This window comes from Herbiconiux sp. A18JL235, assembly GCF_040939305.1.
In the GTDB taxonomy this organism is placed as follows: domain Bacteria; phylum Actinomycetota; class Actinomycetes; order Actinomycetales; family Microbacteriaceae; genus Herbiconiux.
Genome location: NZ_CP162511.1, coordinates 3,367,332 through 3,386,396 on the forward strand (window position 1 = coordinate 3,367,332; position 19,065 = coordinate 3,386,396).

The window sequence follows — 19,065 nt, forward strand, 5'->3', positions numbered from 1 at the left end:
TGTTTCGCCGTCGCACCCGGGCGCTCGGCGTGAAGACAGGCTCGCGGTGTCTCGCCGCGTCGATACGATGGGGGGCATGCCCGACATCACCATCCCCAGCGCCCTCCTGCCCGTCGACGGCCGTTTCGGCTGCGGGCCGTCCAAGGTGCGCGGCGCCCAGCTCGAAGACCTCGTCACCCGCGGAGCCTCCCTCCTCGGCACGAGCCACCGGCAGGCGCCGGTGAAGAACCTCGTCGGGTCGGTGCGCTCGGGGCTGTCTCAGCTGTTCTCGCTGCCCGAGGGGTACGAAGTCGTTCTCGGCAACGGCGGGTCGACCGCGTTCTGGGATGCTGCATCATTCGGTCTCATCGAGAAGCGTGCCGAGAACCTCTCGTTCGGCGAGTTCGGGTCGAAGTTCGCCGCTGCTGCCGGTGCGCCGTGGCTCGAGGCCCCGCACGTGGTGAAGACGGATGCGGGAACGCGCGGCGAGATCGAGGTGCTGGAGGGCGTCGACGTGTACGCCTGGCCGCACAACGAGACGAGCACGGGCGTGATGGCGCCCGTCACCCGCGTGCACGGCGACGAGGGCGCGTTGACGGTCATCGACGCGACGAGCGCCGCTGGCGGTATGGACTTCGATGCAGCCGAGGCCGACGTGTACTACTTCGCGCCGCAGAAGAACTTCGCCTCGGACGGCGGGCTGTGGCTCGGGCTGTTCTCGCCGGCTGCGCTCGAGCGGGTGGAGCGGGTTGCGGCTTCGGGCCGGTACATTCCCGAGTTCTTGAGCTTGAAGAACGCTGTCGACAACTCGCGGCTGAACCAGACGCTGAACACCCCGGCGCTCGCGACGCTGCTGATGCTGGATGACCAGATCTCGTGGATCAACGAGCAGGGCGGGCTCTCCTGGGCCTCGTCGCGCACCGCGGAGTCGTCGTCGGCGCTGTATGAGTGGGCCGAGGGTGTGTCGTACGCCCAGCCGTTCGTGTCGGACCCTTCGCACCGGTCGCAGGTGGTCGTCACCATCGACTTCGACGAGAGCATCGACGCCGCTGCCGTAGCGAAGACGCTGCGCGCCAACGGCATCGTCGACACCGAGCCCTACCGCAAGCTGGGCCGCAACCAGCTGCGCGTCGCCACGTTCGTCGCGATCGAGCCCTCCGACGTGCGCCAGCTCATCGCCTCCATCGAGCACGTCGTCGAGCAGCTCGGCTGAGCCGAGCGGGCGGCGGGGGCGCGGGCCCGCATCCGGGCGCGTGGCGCGTTCGCGCGGACTCTTCCTACGCTGATGCGCACCCCCCCACCCGTGGGCGGCCCGGTCGCGCGGAGGTCAGGCGAAGTCCGCGCTAGCGGCGCAGGTTCCGGCGGCGGCCGCCGGAGGGCGCGGACTTCTCCACCGTCGAGCGCCACCGCCGGCCACTGCGGGCCCCGTCGCGGTGCGATGTGGACGATTCCGCGCGATGCGCGGACACCGCCGCATCAGCGACCGGCAGCGAAGCCTTCCGCGTGCGGGTCGTCGTCGTCGGAGTCGTACCCGTCGTCGTCCGAGTCGTCCTCGTCGTCAGAGTCGCCCTCGTCGTCGTCCGAGTCACCCTCGTCATCCGAGTCATCCTCGTCGTCGGAGTCTCCCTCGTCGTCGTCGGAGTCTCCCTCGTCATCCGAGTCATCCTCGTCGTCGGAGTCATCCACGTCATCGTCATCGTCATCGTCCGAGTCGCCCTCCTCGTCCGAGTCGTCGGCGGCGGTGGAGGCGGCTTCGGCGGAGGCGAGTTCGTCGTCGTCGAGGACGTGGTCGTCGAGGTCGAGCACGAGGTCGTCGTCGCCGAAATCGTCGTCGTCCGACTCGTCGTCATCGTCTTCGGAGTCGTCGTCGCTGCCGTCGGAGTCGTCGTCCGACTCGTCGTCATCGGACTCGTCGTCGGACTGGGCGGTTGCGGCGGCGAGCTCTTGGGCGAGCTGGTACTCGGCGAGGCGCTCCGACCAGGGCACCCAGTCGGGTGCGACGAGGGCGTCGTCTCCGGGGAGCAGTTCGACCTCGAGCACGGTCGGCTCCGACTGCTCGTCGACGCGGGCGAGGGTGACTGTCCAGTGCCAGCCGGGGTATCCGGCGAGCTTGGTGGCGAAGTGGAGGCTGAGCACGTGGTCTTCGGCGGCCTCGTGTCCGACCACCTCACCGACGGTCGCGGCAGGCGTCACCTCGTAGAGAGCGGCTCGCGCCAGATCGACCGAGGCCAGCAGCACCTCATCGACCTTCGGCGGATCCAGCACCTCCACCTCGACGACGATCTCCTCCACCTCGACGACCTCGGCCGCCTCGACATCAACCTCGATTTCGACCTCGGCCACCTCGACCTCGATCCCTTCGGCCCCGTCATCGCCGCCCACCTCGTCGGTCGACTCCGTGCCGGCAACCACCTCAGCCTCACCGCCGTTCGCTGCCTGATCAGCATCCCCATCAGGCTCGGTCGCCGCGTCCTGGGACGACTCGACCACAGCATCCGCCCCCGAGCCGGTCACCGCAGCCGCAGCCGCAGCATCCGAACCCGGCGAGGCCACAGCATCCTCCGGACCCTCGGCCTCCGCCGAAGCCGACGCGGGGTCGTGTGACGGCACTACGCGTCCAGCTCGTCGGCGACCTTGCGGAGCAGGGCGGCGATCTTGCGGCTGTGGGCGTTGTCGGGGTAGCGGCCGCGCTTGAGGTTGCCGCCGATGGAGTCGAGCACCTTCACGAGGTCTTCGACGATGATCGCCATGTCGTCGGCGGGCTTGCGCGACATCTTCACCAGGCTCGGCGGTGCCTCGAGCACGCGCACCGAGAGCGCCTGCGCACCGCGCTTGCCGTCGGCGATGCCGAACTCGAGCTTCGTTCCGCTCTTCACCACGGCTCCCGCGGGCAGGGCCGACGCGTGCAGGAACACCTCGGAGCCGTCATCAGCACTGATGAAGCCGAAGCCCTTCTCTTCGTCGTAGAACTTGACCTTGCCGGTGGGCATCGTGTTTCTCCTCAGGTAATCGGCGCGAATACCGCTCGCGGCCATGTACCAGCCTACCGGTGCCCGTATCCTTGGTGTCGTGAGTGAACCCGAAGCCAGCGCACCCGGCCGCGTCGAGCGCTCGCTCGCCGTCATGATCGTGTCGGTCATCGGCCTGTCGTTCATCTGCATGGTCGTGGTGCTCGTCGCCGGCCTCGCCACCGGCGGGCAGGGCATGAACACCACCTTCTGGGGCGTACTGGCGTTCATCCCGTGGATCGGCCTGCCCATCGGCCTCGTTCTCATGATCGTGCTTCTCGTGCTCAGCATGCGCCGTCGCCTGCGCGACGCCCGCGGGAGTCGATGAGCGATACGCTCCGGCTCGCCCGCAGCCTCGGCGCTCTGGGCGACGACGCCCTCGCCGCCCTCCTGCAGACCCGTGAGGTCGCGGGCGCTGCTCCGCGCGACTTCTTCGACCTCGCCGACGCCCTGCTCGACGCGGGCTCGATCGCGAGCGCACTACGGCCCTTCGACCGCGCGACGCTCAAGTGGCTCGCCGCGGGTGCCGCGGCTCCGGCCTCCCCGCCGCTCCCGCCGCGGTCGACCCCCGTCGCCGAGCTGACCGCGCTCGGGCTGGTGGGTTCGCCCGCAGCAACGGATGCGCGGGTGCACGTCTACTCCGCGGTGCGCGACGTGGCGGCCCGAGTACTGGCGGCGGCGCCCCCGTCTGGCGCGTCGACCGCAGCGACGATCGGCCCGGATGCGGTGGGCGACGCCGCATCCGAGCCGACAGGCTCTCCGGATGCATACGGCCCCGATGCCACCACGCCCAGCGGGCAGCGTGGGGTCGCCGGCGCCGGGGCGGAAGCGACGGGTTCGACGGATGCGCGGGGCGGCCCCCAGACGCCCAGGCCCGACGTCGAGCCCCGTCCTGCGGATGCCGAGGCTGGGCCCACGAAGGTGACGGATGCGCGCAGCGGCAGCACAGCATCCGTCGACCTGGCCGCGGGCGAACGGGCATTCGGGGCGCTGGTCGCCGTGTCGGAACTCGGGCATCAGGCCCGGCTCGCCGCGCTGCGGGTGAAGGCGCGCGGCGGTGTTCCCGTGGCGGAGGAGAAGCGGCTGGCGCCGCTGCTGGCGGTGGAGCCGGAGGAGGTCGCCATCGTGGTGGATCTCGCGCTGGCCGCGGGTCTGCTCGGCGAGGACGGGGATCGCCTGCTCTCGACCGAAGCCCTCGACGAGTGGCATCGGCTCGCGCCGGAGCGGCGGTGGCTGCGGCTCGTGTCGGCATGGATGGGGACGCTGTCCCGCCCGGTGCGCCGCACCGTCGAATGGAGCGGGCCGGCCTGGCCTGGACCGCTGAGGGCGGCGAGCGCCTTCCGTGAGCTGCACCCCGCCGCCGACGACGCGATGGTGGCGGCGCTCAGCGAGGTCGACGCGGTCGCCGCCTTCCTCGGCCTTGTCGTGGGCGAGGAGTCGAGCGCCTTCGGCGCGGCCGCCCTCGCCTCGCACGCCGCCGGGCAGGGGCCGGATGCGGCCGCCGCTGCCATCGCCCCGCTCTTCCCGGCCGAGGTCGACCGCGTCTATGTGCAGCACGACCTCTCGGTGATCGCACCCGGCCCGCTGTCGCCGGCGCTCGACGCGCGGCTGCGGCGACTCGCACCGCTCGAGAACCGTGGGGTGGCGTCGAGCTATCGCATCACCGCGCAGAGCATCGACCGCGCTCTCGCCGAGGGCGAGACCGCCGAGGGCGCCCGCGAGTTCCTCGCCGAGCTGTCACTCACGGGTATCCCGCAATCGCTCGACTACCTCCTCACCCAGGGCGACCGCCGCCACGGGCTGCTGCGCGTGCTCCCCGCGCCGGCAACGGGCACCACGCCGGGTCCACGCTCCGCCCCGTTGACGCCGGGCGACGCGGTCCCGGCCCGCGCCCTCATCCGCACCACCGACCCGGCCCTCGCCGACTCCCTCGCCGTCGACCAGTCCCTGGCCGCCCTCGCCCTCCGCCGCACCCCCGACGGCGACCTCACCAGCCGGGCGACCCCCTCCACGGTGTTCTGGGCACTCGCCGACGCCCGCTACCCGGCCCTCGTCGAGGACGAGCACGGCGAGCGCCTCCTCCTCCACCGCGTACCTGTCTTGCCCGCTCCGCCCGTCCCCGGCGAACACGATCGGCGCGCCGACGACCACGCCGACCCCATCACCCCATCCCCACCACCGGCCTCCATCGCCGACCTCATCCGCCGTCTCCGTGCCGCCCCCGCGAGCGCCCTCGACGACGACACCGCCTGGATGGTGCGCCAGATCGACCAGGCCATCCGCTCCCGCAGCCCCCTCCGCATCGAGGTGCGCTTCCCCGACGACTCGGTGCGCGACGTCGAGGTCACCCCGCTCAGCGTCGCCAACGGTCGCCTCCGCTGCCTCGACCTGCGCGCCGGCGTCGAGCGAACGGTGCCCGTGGCGAACATCGTGGCTCTCACGCCCGTCTCCCCCGGTGCCGACGTAGACTGATCTGCTATGCCAGACGGCCCTCTCATCGTCCAAAGCGACCGCACCGTGCTGCTCGAGGTGGCGCATCCCGCCGCCGACGCAGCCCGCCACGCGCTCGCGGTCTTCGCCGAGCTCGAACGCGCGCCCGAGCACGTGCACACCTACCGCATCACGCGCCTCGGCCTCTGGAACGCCCGCGCCGCCGGCCACACCGCCGCCGAGATCAACGCCACCCTCACCGAGTACTCGAAGTTCGCGGTTCCCGCCTCCGTCTCGGCCGAGATCGACGAGACCATCGGCCGCTACGGCAAGCTCGTCATCGAGCGCGACGACGAGGGCACGCTGCTGCTCCGGTCGACGGATGCTGCGGTGCTCACCCAGGTCATGCGCGCCAAGAAGGTGGCACCGCTCCTCATCGAACGCCGCGACGACGGCTCCCAGGTGATCGAGCCGTGGGCGCGCGGGCAGCTGAAGCAGGAGCTCATCAAGCTCGGCTGGCCCGCCGACGACCTGGCAGGCTTCACCCCGGGCACCCCGCACCAGATCGATCTCGACGAGCGCGACTGGCACCTGCGCGACTACCAGCAGCAGGCCGTCGACCACTTCGCCGAGCACGGCTCCGGCGTCGTCATGCTTCCCTGCGGGGCGGGCAAGACGCTCGTCGGCGCGGGCGCGATGGCGGCGGTGAAGACCAACACGCTCATCCTGGTCACCAACACCGTGTCGGCAAGGCAGTGGCGCGACGAGCTGCTGAAACGCACCAGCCTCACCGAAGACGAGATCGGCGAGTACTCGGGCCTCGTCAAAGAGGTGAAGCCGGTCACCATCGCGACCTACCAGATCCTCACCTCGAAGCGGAAGGGCAGCTACGCCCACCTCGAGCTGCTCGACGCCCTCGACTGGGGGCTCGTCGTCTACGACGAGGTGCACCTGCTTCCTGCCCCCGTGTTCAAGCTCACCGCCGACCTGCAGGCGCGCCGCCGTCTCGGGCTCACGGCCACGCTCGTGCGCGAAGACGGCCGCGAGTCGGACGTGTTCAGCCTCATCGGGCCCAAGCGGTTCGACGCCCCGTGGAAGGAGATCGAGGCCCAGGGCTACATCTCCCCCGCCGAGTGCTTCGAGGTGCGCGTCGACCTGCCCTTCGAGGAGCGGATGGAGTACGCCGCCGCCGGAGACGACGAACGCTACCGCCTCGCCGCCACCGCCCCGGCGAAGCTCGACGCCACCAGGCGGCTCATCGAGCAGCACAAGGGCGAGCGCATCCTCGTCATCGGGCAGTACCTCGACCAGCTCGAGGCGCTCTCGCAGGAGCTCGGTGCCCCGAGCATCACGGGCGCGACGCCGGTGCCCGAGCGGGAGCGGCTGTTCCAGGCTTTCCGCGACGGCGAGGAGAAGATCCTTGTGGTGTCGAAGGTGGCGAACTTCTCCATCGACCTGCCCGAGGCGAGCGTCGCCATCCAGGTCTCGGGCTCGTTCGGGTCGCGGCAGGAGGAGGCGCAGCGGCTCGGGCGACTGCTGCGGCCGAAGCAGTCGGGGCTCACGGCGAGCTTCTACACGCTGGTCGCCCGCGACACCGTCGATCAGGATTTCGCGCAGAACCGTCAGCGCTTCCTGGCCGAACAGGGCTACTCGTACAGCATCCTCGACGCCGAGGTGCCGGCGGCCTGAGGCGCCAGGGATGCGCCTCACCGTCGCGATCTCAGAGATCGGCCTGACAGCATCCGAGTTGTTCCCAGGTTGTGCCCAGCGAACCTGCAGATAATAACGTCATGACCGGCCCTCGCATCCTCATCGTCGACGACGAACCGAACATCCGCGACCTCCTCACCACGAGCCTGCGCTTCGCCGGCTTCGCGGTGCGTGCCGTGAGCAACGGCGCCCAGACCATCTCGGCGGTGCTCGAAGAGGAGCCCGACCTCATCATCCTCGACGTGATGCTGCCCGACATGAACGGCTTCGGCGTCACCAAGCGTCTTCGGGCCGCCGGGTACACGGCGCCCATCCTGTTCCTCACCGCCAAAGACGACACCGAAGACAAGATCACGGGTCTCACCGTCGGCGGCGACGACTACGTCACGAAGCCGTTCTCGCTCGACGAGATCGTGGCGCGCATCAAGGCCATCCTGCGGCGCACGATGCAGGCCGACGAAGATGCCATCATCCGCGCCGGCGACCTCACGATGGATCAAGACACGCACGAGGTCTTCGTCGGCGACACCGCCATCGAGCTCTCCCCCACCGAGTTCAAGCTGCTGCGCTACCTCATGCTGAACCCGAACCGCGTGCTGTCGAAGGCGCAGATCCTCGACCACGTCTGGGAGTACGACTTCAACGGCGATGCGGGCATCGTCGAGAGCTACATCTCCTACCTGCGCCGCAAGCTCGACGCGCACACCGAGGAGTCGCTCATCCAGACCAAGCGCGGCTTCGGGTACATGCTCAAAGTCTCCAAGGCCTAGAGGGCGTAGCCTGTCGGGAGCATGCACAACGCCATCCTGAAGCAGTGGAACGCCATCTCACTGCGCACCAAGATCACCGGCGTCACGGTCTTGATGCTCACCTTCGGGTTGGTCGTCTCGGGCGTCGGCACCATGATCGTGCTGCGCACCTACCTGCTGCAGCAGGTCGACTCGCAACTCGAGGCAGCGGGGCGCGACCCGTCGCCCTTCCTCGGCCCTGACGCGACGACCGAGCAGTTCAAGATCTCCGACATCACCTCAGCGCCCACCGAGTACTTCGTGGGGCTGCTCGACTCGTCGGGCAACCTCATCATCAGCAACTGGGGCGAGCAAGACACCGAGGGCCGCCCCGACGTCTCGCTGTCGATCGAGACCTCGGGCGAGATCAACGGTCGCGTGTTCAGCGTCGACTCGCTCGACCAGCGCACGGAGTGGCACGCGGTCGCGTCGACGGTCATTCTGTTCGGCGGCGACGACTCGAGCGGCAGCATCGTCATCGCCAAGTCGCTCGCCGAGACCGAGAAGACCACAGCGACCTATCTGTCGATCTTCCTCGCCTTCGGGGTCGGCGTCGTCATCCTGGGCGCGATGATGACGCGTCTGCTCGTCACCTCCACGTTCGGGCCCTTGCGGGAGGTGGAGCGCACGGCTGCGGCGATCGCCGACGGCGGCGACTTCAGCCGGCGCATGTCCGACGGCATGCCGAACACCGAGGTGGGGCGGCTCAACCGCTCGCTCAACACCATGCTCTCGCGCATCGACAGCGCCTTCGCCGATCGTGCCCGCACCATCGAGCAGATGCGCCGCTTCGTCGGCGACGCCTCGCACGAACTGCGCACGCCGCTCGTGTCGGTGCGCGGCTACGCCGAGCTGTACCGGATGGGGGCGCTCCAGACGCCCGACGACGTCGCACAGGCGATGGATCGCATCGAGAAGGAGGCGATCCGAATGGGCACCCTCGTCGAAGACCTGCTCGAACTCGCCCGACTCGACGAGACCCGCCCGTTGCAGCTCGCCCTGATCGATCTCGTGCCCCTCACCATGGATGCGGCGATGGATGCTCGTGCCGCGAGCCCCGCGCGCGTCATCTCGGTCATCACTCCGCACGCGCCCTCCTCCGTCACGTTCGCCCCGCTCGAGGGGCCGGATGCGGAGGCCGGCGCATCCGCCGCCCCCACCGTCATCGACGGCAAACGAGCGGTGTCGACGTCGACGCGGCCGATCGCGTTCGCGGCGACGCTGGCGCGACTGCGGCGGCGAGGGCGCGGAGGTACGGGGGCGGGTGGCGTCGGCGCGGCCGGGGCCGCCGGTGCGGCCGGTGCGGGCACCGGGCTCGGCGAGACCGGCGAGATCGTGCCACTCACTGCGGGCGCCGACGGCTCGGCGGCCATCGACGCCGAGCAGATCGCCCCCGCCGAACTGCGGGCGGTGGTGCTGGCCGAGGAGAACAAGATCCGCCAGGTGCTCACCAACCTCATCGGCAACGCCTTGCGCTTCACCGACGACGACAGCCCCATCGAGCTCTCGGTGCAGGTCGACCCCGAGCGTCGAGTCGCGACCGTCGACATCATCGACCACGGTGACGGCATCCCCCCGCAGATCCGCGAGAAGATCTTCCAGCGCTTCTGGCGCGCCGACTCCTCCCGCACCCGCGAGACCGGCGGCTCGGGCCTCGGCCTCGCCATCGTCTCCTCCATCATCGCCGCCCACCACGGCACCGTCGAGGCCCTCGAGACCCTCGGCGGCGGCGCCACCTTCCGCGTCACCCTCCCCCTCGCCGAGTAGCCTCCTCCCCGCCTCCGTTCGAACGCGCAAACGTCGCGGCATCCGGCCCCGTAGGGGGCGCAGGTGCCACGACGTTTGCGGTTTCGAACGCCCGCGCACCGTGCCCGCGCGGCGCGAGCGGCAGGCGCGTCCGTCCTCCGTTCGAACGCGCAAACGTCGCGGCATCCGGCCCCGTAGGCGGCGCGGGTGCCACGACGTTTGCGGTTTTGAACGCCGGGCACCGCGCGCGCGGCGCGCGGCAGGCAAGGCGCGCGCGGCAGGCGCGGCGGGCAGGGCGCGCGGCTAGCGCGGCAGGCAAGGCGCGCGCGGCAGGCGCGGCGGGCAGGGCGCGCGGCGGGGCCGCGGCGCGCGCACGCAAAAGGGCGGCCCCCGGAGGGGCCGCCCTTGCGGTGTGGAGCCGGGACTAGAAGTCCATGCCGCCCGTGGGGTCACCGACGGGGGCCGGGTTCTTCTCGGGCTTGTCGGCGACGACGGCCTCGGTGGTGAGGAAGAGGCCAGCGATCGACGCGGCGTTCTGCAGCGCCGAGCGGGTCACCTTGGCGGGGTCGATGATGCCGGCGGCCAGCAGGTCGACGTACTCGCCGGTGGCGGCGTTGAGGCCCCAGCCCGACTCGAGGTCGCGCACGCGGGCGGCGACGACACCGGGCTCCTGGCCGGCGTTGAAGGCGATCTGCTTCAGCGGTGCCTCGATCGCGACGCGCACGATGTTCGCACCGGTTGCCTCGTCGCCCTCGAGCGACAGACCCTCGAACGCGGTCTTGCCGGCCTGGATGAGGGCAACGCCACCACCGGCGACGATGCCCTCCTCTACGGCAGCCTTGGCGTTGCGCACGGCGTCTTCGATGCGGTGCTTGCGCTCCTTGAGCTCGACCTCGGTGGCTGCACCGGCCTTGATGACCGCCACACCGCCGGCGAGCTTCGCGAGGCGCTCCTGGAGCTTCTCGCGGTCGTAGTCGCTGTCGGTGTTCTCGATCTCGGCGCGGATCTGCGCGACGCGACCGGCGATGGCCTCGGCGTCGCCGGCACCCTCGACGATGGTGGTCTCGTCCTTCGTGATGACGACCTTGCGGGCCTGACCGAGCAGGTCGAGGGTGACGTTCTCGAGCTTGAGGCCGACCTCCTCGGAGATGACCTGACCACCGGTGAGGATCGCGATGTCCTGCAGCTGGGCCTTGCGACGGTCGCCGAAGCCGGGAGCCTTGACGGCGACCGACTTGAAGATGCCACGGATCTTGTTCACGACGAGCGTGGCCAGGGCCTCGCCGTCGACGTCCTCAGCGATGATGAGGAGCTGCTTGCCGGTCTGGATGACCTTGTCGACAATGGGCAGCAGGTCTTTGATGTTCGAGACCTTCGAGTTGACGATCAGGATGTAGGGGTCTTCGAAGACCGCTTCCTGACGCTCGGGGTCGGTGACGAAGTAGGCCGACAGGTAACCCTTGTCGAAGCGCATACCCTCGGTGAGCTCGAGCTCGGTGCCGAAGGTGTTCGACTCCTCGACCGTGACGACACCCTCCTTGCCCACCTTGTCGATGGCCTCGGCGATGATGGCGCCGATCTCGGGGTCGGCCGCGGAGATGGATGCGGTGGCCGCGATCTCGTCCTTGGTCTCGATCTCCTTGGCGTTCTTGATCAGCTCGGCCGAGACGGCGGCGACGGCCTTCTCGATGCCCTTCTTGAGGCTGATGGGGTCGGCGCCGGCGGCCACGTTGCGGAGGCCCTCCTTGACGAGCGCCTGCGCGAGAACGGTGGCGGTGGTGGTGCCGTCGCCCGCGACGTCGTCGGTCTTCTTGGCGACCTCCTTGACGAGCTCGGCACCGATCTTCTCGTAGGGGTCGTCGAGCTCGATCTCCTTGGCGATGGACACGCCGTCGTTGGTGATCGTGGGGGCGCCCCACTTCTTCTCGAGCACGACGTTGCGGCCGCGCGGGCCGAGGGTCACCTTGACCGCGTCGGCGAGCGTGTTGAGGCCGCGCTCGAGACCGCGACGGGCCTCTTCATCGAAAGCAATGATCTTTGCCATGTGTGTTTCTCGCCCTCCTGGACGTCATCAAAGATTCAGGTGTGTTAGCACTCAGAGTTCACGAGTGCTAAAGCAATACTGGCACTCAGGGATGCCGAGTGCAAGTGACGTGACGCCTCAGCCGACGGGGTCACCGAGGTCACCGGCGTCGCCGGGCTCCTCGGGCGCGGGATCGCCCCCGGGCACAGGGGCGGGCACGGGCGCCGTCACGGTGACGCTTCTCGTCTCACGAGGCACGAGCTCGATCCAGGTGCTGCCGGGAGCCAGCCTGATCGTCGCCCCGGCGTCGTCGACGAGGCGGATGGGCGAGGCCGCGTCGTCCTTCGACCAGCGCAGGTGCACGGTCTTGCCCCCGGTGGAGGCCCAGCCCTCGCCCGAGGCGACGAGCACGGCGCGCGGCACCTCCTCGTCGTAGTCGTACACCTCGTCGACGAGGAGGCTCACGACGTTGGTCGCCGACAGCTGCGCCCCGGTCGACCCGAGGTCGGGTGCACCCTCCTGCGAGCGCAGGAAGGAGACCGACGCCTCGTCCCACTGCCACGACGGGAAGCGTGAGTCGGAGAACACCAGCGACAGGGTCGCGGTCGGCTCGCCGTCGACGGCCGCCGTGGAGGAGAGCACGTCGGCCGAGTAGGCGAACTGCTGTGCAGGGGGCGCGAGATCGGCGTGCTCGGAGACCAGCTCGGAGGCCTTCACCACGACGTCGTGGGGGCTGTCGTACCCGTCGATGCGGTAGAACGTCTCCTCGGTGTCGGCCTCGCCGTGGACGGCGTTGTAGACCGGCGCCCTGAGCATCAGGTCGACGAACTGCTCCTGACCGCCCGAGTAGGCGACGATGCCGCCGAGCGGTGAGATGATGTCGGGGTCCATCGGGCGGATGGAGCGCACCGGCCCGATGAGCTCGGGCACATCGGACTGCCACACCGCCACATAGCGGGTGAGTCCGCCTTCGACGAGCTCTTCGAACACGAGGTCGGCCCGTTCGAGCCCGATCTGCGGGCGTGCGTCTTCGTGATTGTCGATCTTCGCCGCGAGCGACGGGTTCTGGAGGCTGCCCGGCTCGACCAGCGTGCCGCGCAGGGGAGCCGGAACCCGGGGAACGGGCTCGCTGTAGTCGGCGTCGAACGCACCGGTGGGCGTCACCGCCGGCGGCGGAGCGGCCGCGTCGAAGACACAACCTGCCAGGGTGCCGGCGGCGAGCAGAACCGCGGCGAGACCGCCTGCGCGAAGCGCCTTACGGGGTCGTGTCGTCACCCCGAAAGACTACAGTCGACAGCGCCTGGGGCTCAGGCCAGGCGCACCGATTCGGCCTGCGGACCCTTGGCCCCGGTGCCGACCTCGAACACGACCTGCTGACCCTCTTCGAGGACCTTGTACCCGGCCATGTCGATCGCCGAGTAGTGGACGAACACGTCCTGTCCGCCCCCGTCGACCGTGATGAAGCCGTAGCCCTTCTCAGCGTTGAACCACTTGACGGTTCCGTTCGCCATTGTTACTCCCAAGTGCTGTGTTTCCGCAGAAGTGACGTGGTTGCCACGACTGTTTTCCAGATACTAATCGAGCGGAAACGGCCCGTGACGGGCGGATGCGCGAATTCGCCACATCGTTGCCGCAACTCAACACGACGGAAACACGCGCGTAATAAATCGCCGCGGCGAGGGGTGGAGCAAGAGGGGTGGAGAGAGGTCAGCCCTCGACACCGGTGCCTTCGTCGATGGGAGCGTCAGCCGGGGCCTCCTCGGCGGGAGCCTCCGCGCCGGGGCCGGCGTAATCGGTGCCGAGCACGACCGTGAGCGCCGCGCCCTGGAAGCTCGAGGAGAGCTCGGTGGGCACACCCCCGAGCAGCTGGGCGAGGCCGAGCGCTGCCGCCTCGTTCGCGGGGTCTTCGTAGTACACCGTCGTCGTCGCGAAGTCGCTGGTGCTCGCGTTGGCCATGGTGGCGATGTTCCACCCGTTCGCCGCCGCCGACTCCCCCACCCGGCCGGCGAGGCCGACGACCTCGGTGCCGTTCAGGATGGTCACGGGCAGCGTGCCGTCGGTGATGGGCGTGACGGCGGGCGCCTCTTCGGTGGGCGCAGCGCTCGGGGCATCGGTCGAAGTCGACGAGCCGCCGAACGCATCCGTGAACTGGATGTTGTTGTTGATCACCGAGAGATAGACGACGCCCGCACCCACGAGAAGCACCGTGGCGAGAGCCGCCCACGCGAACCACACCCACCCCCGCCCGCGCGGCCGGGGGCCGCGGTGGGCTCCCACGCGTGCGGGATGAGCGGGCAGACTGTCGAAGCTGTCCTGGGTGAAGTGAGCCATGGAGGGGTGATGGTCCTAGTCGTCGCGGGAGAGCAACCGGGCGCTGCGGGCGGCGAGCCGCGCCTCCCTCACCCTCTGAAGCCTCTTGATGAGCATCGGATCGTGCGCGAGAGCGGCCGGGGAGTCGATCAGCGCACCGAGCAGTTGGTAGTAGCGGGCGGAGGAGAGGCCGAACTCCTTGCGGATTGCCTGCTCCTTGGCACCCGCGTGCCGCCACCAGCTCCGTTCGAAGGCGAGGATGCGCGCATCCCGTTCGCTGAGCGGCCGGTTCGACGCCGAAGGGACGGGCTGCTCGTTGTTCGAGGGCACGGCGTCCTCCTTCCACGGGGGCGGGGCGCCGTCGGGGTACGGCGTGCTCGATATCTTAGGGGCGCTCACCTCAACGGGAGCCGAATGCCGCGCCTGAATCTCGGGCCTTCCCCGACCCCGCCCGGTACATCGACAGATGCGGGATGCCCGCCTCGAGATACTCCTCGCCGAACGCCTCGAAACCGACGCGGGCGTACAGCCCCGCCACGTAGCTCTGGGCGTGCAGCAGCATCGCCTCGTGCCCGAACTCCTGCACCGCCGCGGTGAGCAGCACCTGAGCCAGCCCCTTGCCGCGGTGCTGCGGATGCGTGACGACCCTCCCGATGGCGCGACGGGCGTCGAGGTGCTCCGGCTGCGCATCCGTCAGCACCCTGAGGTAGGCGACGATGGTGCCTTCGCCGTCCTCGAGCCAGAAGTGCACGGTGGTCGGCTCGGCGTCGCGCCAGTCGAGCTCTTCTTCGTCGACCTTCTGCTCGACGAAGAACACGTCGGTGCGGAGCTTCACGATGCCGTAGAGCTCGGTGGTGGAGAGTTCGCTCCAGGTCTTGCGAACGGGGGAATGCGCGGTCACCCGAGGAGTTTACTGAGATGATTGACGATCGACCGAGCGAATCATCCGGGAGCAGCAGTGAGCTACGAGGTATCCAAGTCCGACGACGAATGGCGCGAGGAGCTCTCCGCCGACGAGTTCGCGGTGCTCCGCGAGGCCGCCACCGAGCGCCCGTGGACGGGCGAGCTGCTCGACGAGAACCGCGAGGGCGTCTACAAGTGCAAGGCGTGCGGCCAGGAGCTGTTCCGCAGCACCACCAAGTTCGACTCGCACTGCGGCTGGCCGAGCTTCTACGACCCCACCGGCTCCGACGCCGTCGAGCTCATCGAAGACCGCTCGCTCGGCATGGTGCGCACCGAGGTGCGCTGCTCGAACTGCGGCTCGCACCTCGGCCACCTCTTCGACGACGCCCCGCAGACGCCGACCGGCGACCGGTACTGCATGAACTCCATCTCGCTCAGCTTCGAAGCCGCGGAGTAAAGGTGGCAGGGGTTCGCGAGGCGATGCTCGCCCGCCGTTCGTCGTCGAAGGTGACGGATGCGGCGCCGAGCCATGCCGAGATCGCCCGCGCCGTCGAGGCGGCCGGGCAGCTCGCCGACCACAGTGGGCTGAAGCCGTGGCGGATCATCGAGATCCGTGGTGAGGCCCGCGACCGGGTGGCCGAGGGTCTCGCCAAGGCCGACGGCGCCAAGGGGAAAGACGTCGACAAGTTCCGGTCGAAGACGCACCGGGCGCCGGTGCTGCTGGCCGTCGTCGCATCCTTCCGTTCCACCCGCAAGGTGCCGCGGTGGGAGCAGGAGGCTGTCGCCTCCGGTGTCGCCCACGCCCTCTCGCTCGTGCTCGACGACGAGGGTTGGGGCGTGTTCTGGCGCACCGGCGAGCTCACCCGCACGAAAGCGGTGCGGAGGGCTCACGGGCTCGACAAGAACGAGGAGCTGCTCGGCTGGCTCTACGTGGGCGGGTTGCCCGAGCGGGCGCGGAAGCCGCGCGCCAAGGGGCGCATCAAGGTGGAGAACCACCTCTCCTCCCTGTGACGGGGCGGATCCCGTGCGGGTCTAAGCTTGGGGCTCGTGACTGAACTGGGCTCCGCTCCAGTCGATGGCGACTCACCCTCTCCGCAAGACACCGATCACGGCCCCGCTGCCGTCGCGGGTGTCGGCGCCCTTCGTCGTCGGCTCGCGCTGGTCGCCCTGGCCCTCGGTGGCTTCGGCATCGGGGTGACCGAGTTCGTCACCATGGGACTGCTGCCGAACATCGCCCAAGACCTGCTGCCCGAGGTCTACGCGGTCGATCCCGAGGGCGCCAACGCGTCGGCGGGCTACCTCGTCTCGGCGTACGCGCTCGGCGTCGTGGTGGGGGCACCCACCATCGCCGCGCTCGCGGCGCGCTGGTCGCGCAAACGGCTGCTGATCGCGCTGGTGTCGGTGTTCGTGGTGGGCAACCTGCTCTCGGCCGTGCTCCCGAGCTTCGGGCTCGTGCTCGCCGCCCGGTTCGTCTCGGCGGTGCCGCACGGTGCGTACTTCGGCATCGCGTCGCTCGTGGCGGCGTCGCTGATGGGGCCGGGCAACCGCGCCCGCGGCGTCGCGTTCGTGCTCGGCGGTCTCACCATCGCGAACGTCGTGGGGGTGCCGTTCGGCACGTTCCTCGGTCAGAACTTCGGATGGCGGAGCGCCTACCTCCTGGTCGCCGTCATCTTCGCCGTCACGCTCGCCGCCATCGCGGTCACCGTGCCTTTCCGCCCGGGTGACCCGCGTGCGACGATGCGCACCGAGTTGAGTGCGCTGAAGCGCCTGCAGGTGTGGCTCACACTCGGCGTGGGCGCCATCGGCTTCGGCGGGGTGTTCGCGGTGTACACCTACATCGCCCCCGTCGTCACCGACGTCACCGGGCTCGCCGAGTCGGTGGTGCCGTGGACCCTCGTGGTGTTCGGCATCGGCATGACGCTCGGCAACTTCGTCAGCGGCTGGCTCACCGACCGTTCGGTGACGCGCTCGCTCACGGTCTGCGTGCTCGCCGTCGGCGTCGCTGTGCTCGCCTTCGCGCTGTTCGCGCACACCGGCCCTGGGCTCTTCGTCACGGTGTTCCTCGTCGGTGCCGCCGCAGGGTCGTGCGCCCCCGCCATGCAGACCCGGTTGATGGACGTCTCGCACGACGCTCAATCGTTCGCCGCAGCGCTCAACCACTCGGCGCTCAACATCGGCAACAGCCTCGGAGCGTTCCTCGGCGGGCTCGTGATCGCCGCGGGCTTCGGCTATCTCTCCCCCGCCTTCGTCGGAGTTGCTCTTGCCGCCGTCGGGTTCTCCATCCTGATGGTGTCGCTGGCGGTCGACCGCCGACGGGCGATGTCGGGGGCCCGCGCTACCGTCTGAGCTGTGCAAGCCCCAGCCGTCTCCGCCCGCGCCGTGGGCGGCCCGCTGCCCGTTCAGACGCTGCTGCCGGTCGAGTTCCGCTTCCCCCTGCCCGGCACGACGTCGACGTTCGCGATCATCCGCTGGGTCGACGTCATGCTCGACGGCGAGCCGGTGTCGCGCTGGCGCGCGGTCACCTACCGGGAGCCGCGCAAGCTCATCGGCGAGGGCTACTTCGTCGAGCTCGACGACGCGGCCGCAGCCTGCCATGCCCTCGCACTCGCCCAGCCGGTCAGGCGGCACTGACGCCGCGGAGAGCGGGCAGAGAACGTCGAAGAGCCGGCAGAGAAAACGGGAGCGGCACCGAGGCACCCACTCCCGATCTCATCGAGACCGACCCCCAAATACGTCTGCCTCGACGTTTCTGACAGTAGACCGAAAGAACGATTCCGGCCACAACGGCGCGCTAGTGCTCGGGGTACTCGTCGAGGTAGGAGTCGATGTCGGCCGACCGAGCGAAGTGTGCTGCCGATGTGCCGGAATGGCTGTCGAGCTTCGCGCGCAGCCCCTCGGCGGCCTCGGAGAAGTGGGTCTCGTCGATGCCGGCGTCGTCGGAGTCGGAAGGAACGGCGAGAACGTCGTTGCCCACGCCGATCACCAGCTCGGCGTCCGATGTGGTGCCGTTCTTCACGATGGGGATCGAGACGGCCTCGGCGATCCCCTTCTTGGCCAGGCACGCGGTGAGCTCGATCAGGGCGGACGCCACCGCGTCGCTGGTGAGAAGGGAGTCGCCTGCGTAGGTGATCTGTTTCATCCTTCCAGCGTCTCCCCGATCCACCGATCAGGCACCCCTTCTGCACGGATGTCGGCGGTCGCCGTCATACTGGGCGGATGGGTATCTTCTACTACGGCGAGGGTCATCAGCTCGAACTCGACGACCGTACTCTTGCCCATCTGCAGGCCGTCATCATGACGAAGCTGCGGCGTTCTGAGAGCTTCGCGCTGTCATGGGAGCACCCGCTCGCCGCGGGCAGCGGTCGCACCTCCGTCTGGCTCAACCCCGCGGTACCCATCCGGTTCGCGCTCGGCGGCAGGGCCGGCGGAGTCAACCGGGAGTGGATCGGCGTGCTCGCGGCCGCCGCCGACCGGGGTGAGCTCACGATCATCCCCGAGCCGGCAACCCCGGGCCCATCGGCCGACGCGGGGCCGTCTGCCGGTGGCTCGGCGTCGGCGTCGGCGGCCCACTGGCGACGGTGAGCCGCAGGGCGAACGTGACCACGGCGCCTGAAGCGAACGTGTCAACGCGCTGATGTTCTGCTGACAGCCCCTTGCCGCGCGGGGGCACCCCGTCTAGCGTCACTTAGGTCCGACCCGATGACGTCTACGGTCGTGATGGCCCGCATCGGCGATCGCGAGTCACCCAACTCGTGCCGATGCCTCGGGCCCGCGGCTTCCCGCCAGCGCGACCCCAAACGCGACTGGCGGGAAGCTCGCACTCGGGCCCGCCGACGTCGGGCCTGCGGCATCCGTCTCGGCTCCGACGCGGTGCGGCAGGGCAGTGCCCGGCCTACACTGACCGGCATGACGAGTCCCTCCCCGAACGTGTTCCGCGCCTCGATCGCCGCGATCGATGAGGCGCACCCGCTGAAGACCCCGCTGCACTTCAACCAGGCCCACATCAGTCCCCGCCTCGACCGCCTCGAGGCGACGACCGCCTACCTCGTCGACTACATCGCCTACCTCGAGCAACGCCTCGCCGCCCTCGAGTCCCGCGCCGCCACCATCCCCGGCGACCCGGAGCGGTGAACACCACGTGCCGATCTTCGGCGACTGAGCCCTCGGC

21 protein-coding genes are annotated in these 19,065 nt (G+C 69.7%); 12 read left to right on the forward strand and 9 right to left on the reverse strand.

What is annotated here, in order from left to right; translation table 11 throughout:
- Positions 1-76: 76 nt before the first annotated feature.
- Positions 77-1,192, forward strand: coding sequence for a phosphoserine transaminase (gene serC, locus ABFY20_RS15745; RefSeq protein WP_368497184.1), 1,116 nt, complete (start codon positions 77-79; stop codon positions 1,190-1,192).
- 263 nt (positions 1,193-1,455) lie between these two features.
- Here serC and ABFY20_RS15750 read toward each other — a convergent pair whose 3' ends face one another.
- Together ABFY20_RS15750 and ABFY20_RS15755 are read right to left on the reverse strand one after the other, a co-directional pair.
- A complete protein-coding gene (locus ABFY20_RS15750) occupies positions 1,456-2,589 on the reverse strand; it encodes a DUF3027 domain-containing protein (protein WP_368497185.1) in 1,134 nt (377 codons plus the stop codon).
- Positions 2,589-2,969, reverse strand: coding sequence for a cold-shock protein (locus ABFY20_RS15755; RefSeq protein WP_368497186.1), 381 nt, complete (start codon positions 2,967-2,969; stop codon positions 2,589-2,591). The genes ABFY20_RS15750 and ABFY20_RS15755 overlap by 1 nt, the downstream gene beginning before the upstream one ends.
- A 79-nt stretch (positions 2,970-3,048) precedes the next feature.
- Between ABFY20_RS15755 and ABFY20_RS15760 the strand changes: the two genes are divergently transcribed.
- The 5 genes from ABFY20_RS15760 to ABFY20_RS15780 all read left to right on the forward strand — a co-directional run bounded on the left by ABFY20_RS15760 (position 3,049) and on the right by ABFY20_RS15780 (position 9,682).
- Positions 3,049-3,315, forward strand: coding sequence for a hypothetical protein (locus ABFY20_RS15760; protein ID WP_368497187.1), 267 nt, complete (start codon positions 3,049-3,051; stop codon positions 3,313-3,315).
- The gene (locus tag ABFY20_RS15765; RefSeq protein ID WP_368497188.1) at positions 3,312-5,459 is read left to right on the forward strand and encodes a helicase-associated domain-containing protein; all 2,148 of its coding nucleotides are present in this window, start codon (positions 3,312-3,314) and stop codon (positions 5,457-5,459) included. Before ABFY20_RS15760 ends, ABFY20_RS15765 begins: the two co-directional genes overlap by 4 nt.
- Positions 5,460-5,465: 6 nt before the next feature.
- Complete coding sequence (locus tag ABFY20_RS15770) at positions 5,466-7,106, forward strand: DNA repair helicase XPB (protein ID WP_368497189.1); 1,641 nt, start codon at positions 5,466-5,468, stop codon at positions 7,104-7,106.
- Positions 7,107-7,207: 101 nt separating this feature from the next.
- On the forward strand, positions 7,208-7,897 hold the full coding sequence (locus ABFY20_RS15775) for a response regulator transcription factor (protein ID WP_171703752.1): 690 nt from the start codon (positions 7,208-7,210) through the stop codon (positions 7,895-7,897).
- 21 nt (positions 7,898-7,918) lie between these two features.
- A complete protein-coding gene (locus ABFY20_RS15780; RefSeq protein ID WP_368497190.1) occupies positions 7,919-9,682 on the forward strand; it encodes an ATP-binding protein in 1,764 nt (587 codons plus the stop codon).
- Between the two features lie 403 nt (positions 9,683-10,085).
- Here the strand turns inward: ABFY20_RS15780 and groL are convergent, their stop codons facing one another.
- From groL to ABFY20_RS15810, 6 genes are all read right to left on the reverse strand, one after another.
- On the reverse strand, positions 10,086-11,705 hold the full coding sequence (groL, locus tag ABFY20_RS15785) for a chaperonin GroEL (RefSeq protein ID WP_368497191.1): 1,620 nt from the start codon (positions 11,703-11,705) through the stop codon (positions 10,086-10,088).
- A gap of 117 nt (positions 11,706-11,822) precedes the next feature.
- A complete protein-coding gene (locus ABFY20_RS15790; RefSeq protein WP_368497192.1) occupies positions 11,823-12,959 on the reverse strand; it encodes a DUF3048 domain-containing protein in 1,137 nt (378 codons plus the stop codon).
- A 32-nt stretch (positions 12,960-12,991) separates the two neighbouring features.
- Positions 12,992-13,195, reverse strand: a complete 204-nt coding sequence (locus ABFY20_RS15795) for a cold-shock protein (protein ID WP_022898088.1) — start codon at positions 13,193-13,195, stop codon at positions 12,992-12,994.
- Between the two features lie 196 nt (positions 13,196-13,391).
- Entirely contained in the window at positions 13,392-14,015 is a 624-nt protein-coding gene (locus tag ABFY20_RS15800; protein WP_368497193.1) for a LytR C-terminal domain-containing protein, read from the reverse strand.
- A gap of 15 nt (positions 14,016-14,030) precedes the next feature.
- Positions 14,031-14,324: a DUF3263 domain-containing protein gene (locus ABFY20_RS15805; protein ID WP_368497194.1), complete on the reverse strand. Its 294-nt coding sequence runs from the start codon at positions 14,322-14,324 to the stop codon at positions 14,031-14,033.
- A gap of 70 nt (positions 14,325-14,394) precedes the next feature.
- Entirely contained in the window at positions 14,395-14,895 is a 501-nt protein-coding gene (locus tag ABFY20_RS15810) for a GNAT family N-acetyltransferase (protein ID WP_368497195.1), read from the reverse strand.
- Between the two features lie 57 nt (positions 14,896-14,952).
- Here ABFY20_RS15810 and msrB point away from each other — a divergent pair, with 57 nt between their 5' ends.
- The 4 genes from msrB (at position 14,953) to ABFY20_RS15830 (ending at position 17,528) form a co-directional block, all read left to right on the forward strand.
- Complete coding sequence (gene msrB / locus ABFY20_RS15815; RefSeq protein WP_368497196.1) at positions 14,953-15,354, forward strand: peptide-methionine (R)-S-oxide reductase MsrB; 402 nt, start codon at positions 14,953-14,955, stop codon at positions 15,352-15,354.
- Positions 15,355-15,377: 23 nt separating this feature from the next.
- Entirely contained in the window at positions 15,378-15,908 is a 531-nt protein-coding gene (locus tag ABFY20_RS15820) for a nitroreductase family protein (RefSeq protein WP_368499805.1), read from the forward strand.
- Between the two features lie 147 nt (positions 15,909-16,055).
- On the forward strand, positions 16,056-17,243 hold the full coding sequence (locus ABFY20_RS15825; protein WP_368499806.1) for an MFS transporter: 1,188 nt from the start codon (positions 16,056-16,058) through the stop codon (positions 17,241-17,243).
- A gap of 3 nt (positions 17,244-17,246) precedes the next feature.
- The gene (locus tag ABFY20_RS15830; protein ID WP_368497198.1) at positions 17,247-17,528 is read left to right on the forward strand and encodes a hypothetical protein; all 282 of its coding nucleotides are present in this window, start codon (positions 17,247-17,249) and stop codon (positions 17,526-17,528) included.
- Between the two features lie 160 nt (positions 17,529-17,688).
- Here ABFY20_RS15830 and ABFY20_RS15835 read toward each other — a convergent pair whose 3' ends face one another.
- On the reverse strand, positions 17,689-18,036 hold the full coding sequence (locus ABFY20_RS15835; protein ID WP_368497199.1) for a hypothetical protein: 348 nt from the start codon (positions 18,034-18,036) through the stop codon (positions 17,689-17,691).
- A 77-nt stretch (positions 18,037-18,113) separates the two neighbouring features.
- Between ABFY20_RS15835 and ABFY20_RS15840 the strand changes: the two genes are divergently transcribed.
- Together ABFY20_RS15840 and ABFY20_RS15845 are read left to right on the forward strand one after the other, a co-directional pair.
- On the forward strand, positions 18,114-18,479 hold the full coding sequence (locus tag ABFY20_RS15840; RefSeq protein WP_368497200.1) for an ATP-dependent DNA ligase: 366 nt from the start codon (positions 18,114-18,116) through the stop codon (positions 18,477-18,479).
- Positions 18,480-18,803: 324 nt separating this feature from the next.
- On the forward strand, positions 18,804-19,028 hold the full coding sequence (locus ABFY20_RS15845; RefSeq protein WP_368497201.1) for a hypothetical protein: 225 nt from the start codon (positions 18,804-18,806) through the stop codon (positions 19,026-19,028).
- The last annotated feature ends 37 nt before the right edge of the window (positions 19,029-19,065 follow it).

What these genes read in the sequence shown, in the direction of transcription:
- ABFY20_RS15770 (WP_368497189.1), top strand. Translation starts at nt 5,466, where the DNA reads ATGCCAGACGGCCCTCTCATCGTCCAAAGCGACCGCACCGTGCTGCTC.
- ABFY20_RS15775 (WP_171703752.1), top strand. Translation starts at nt 7,208, where the DNA reads ATGACCGGCCCTCGCATCCTCATCGTCGACGACGAACCGAACATCCGC.
- ABFY20_RS15840 (WP_368497200.1), top strand. Translation starts at nt 18,114, where the DNA reads ATGGGTATCTTCTACTACGGCGAGGGTCATCAGCTCGAACTCGACGAC.
- groL (WP_368497191.1), bottom strand. Translation starts at nt 11,705, where the DNA reads ATGGCAAAGATCATTGCTTTCGATGAAGAGGCCCGTCGCGGTCTCGAG.
- ABFY20_RS15800 (WP_368497193.1), bottom strand. Translation starts at nt 14,015, where the DNA reads ATGGCTCACTTCACCCAGGACAGCTTCGACAGTCTGCCCGCTCATCCC.
- ABFY20_RS15820 (WP_368499805.1), top strand. Translation starts at nt 15,378, where the DNA reads ATGCTCGCCCGCCGTTCGTCGTCGAAGGTGACGGATGCGGCGCCGAGC.
- ABFY20_RS15765 (WP_368497188.1), top strand. Translation starts at nt 3,312, where the DNA reads ATGAGCGATACGCTCCGGCTCGCCCGCAGCCTCGGCGCTCTGGGCGAC.
- ABFY20_RS15755 (WP_368497186.1), bottom strand. Translation starts at nt 2,969, where the DNA reads ATGCCCACCGGCAAGGTCAAGTTCTACGACGAAGAGAAGGGCTTCGGC.
- ABFY20_RS15845 (WP_368497201.1), top strand. Translation starts at nt 18,804, where the DNA reads ATGACGAGTCCCTCCCCGAACGTGTTCCGCGCCTCGATCGCCGCGATC.
- ABFY20_RS15780 (WP_368497190.1), top strand. Translation starts at nt 7,919, where the DNA reads ATGCACAACGCCATCCTGAAGCAGTGGAACGCCATCTCACTGCGCACC.
- ABFY20_RS15795 (WP_022898088.1), bottom strand. Translation starts at nt 13,195, where the DNA reads ATGGCGAACGGAACCGTCAAGTGGTTCAACGCTGAGAAGGGCTACGGC.
- serC (WP_368497184.1), top strand. Translation starts at nt 77, where the DNA reads ATGCCCGACATCACCATCCCCAGCGCCCTCCTGCCCGTCGACGGCCGT.
- ABFY20_RS15835 (WP_368497199.1), bottom strand. Translation starts at nt 18,036, where the DNA reads ATGAAACAGATCACCTACGCAGGCGACTCCCTTCTCACCAGCGACGCG.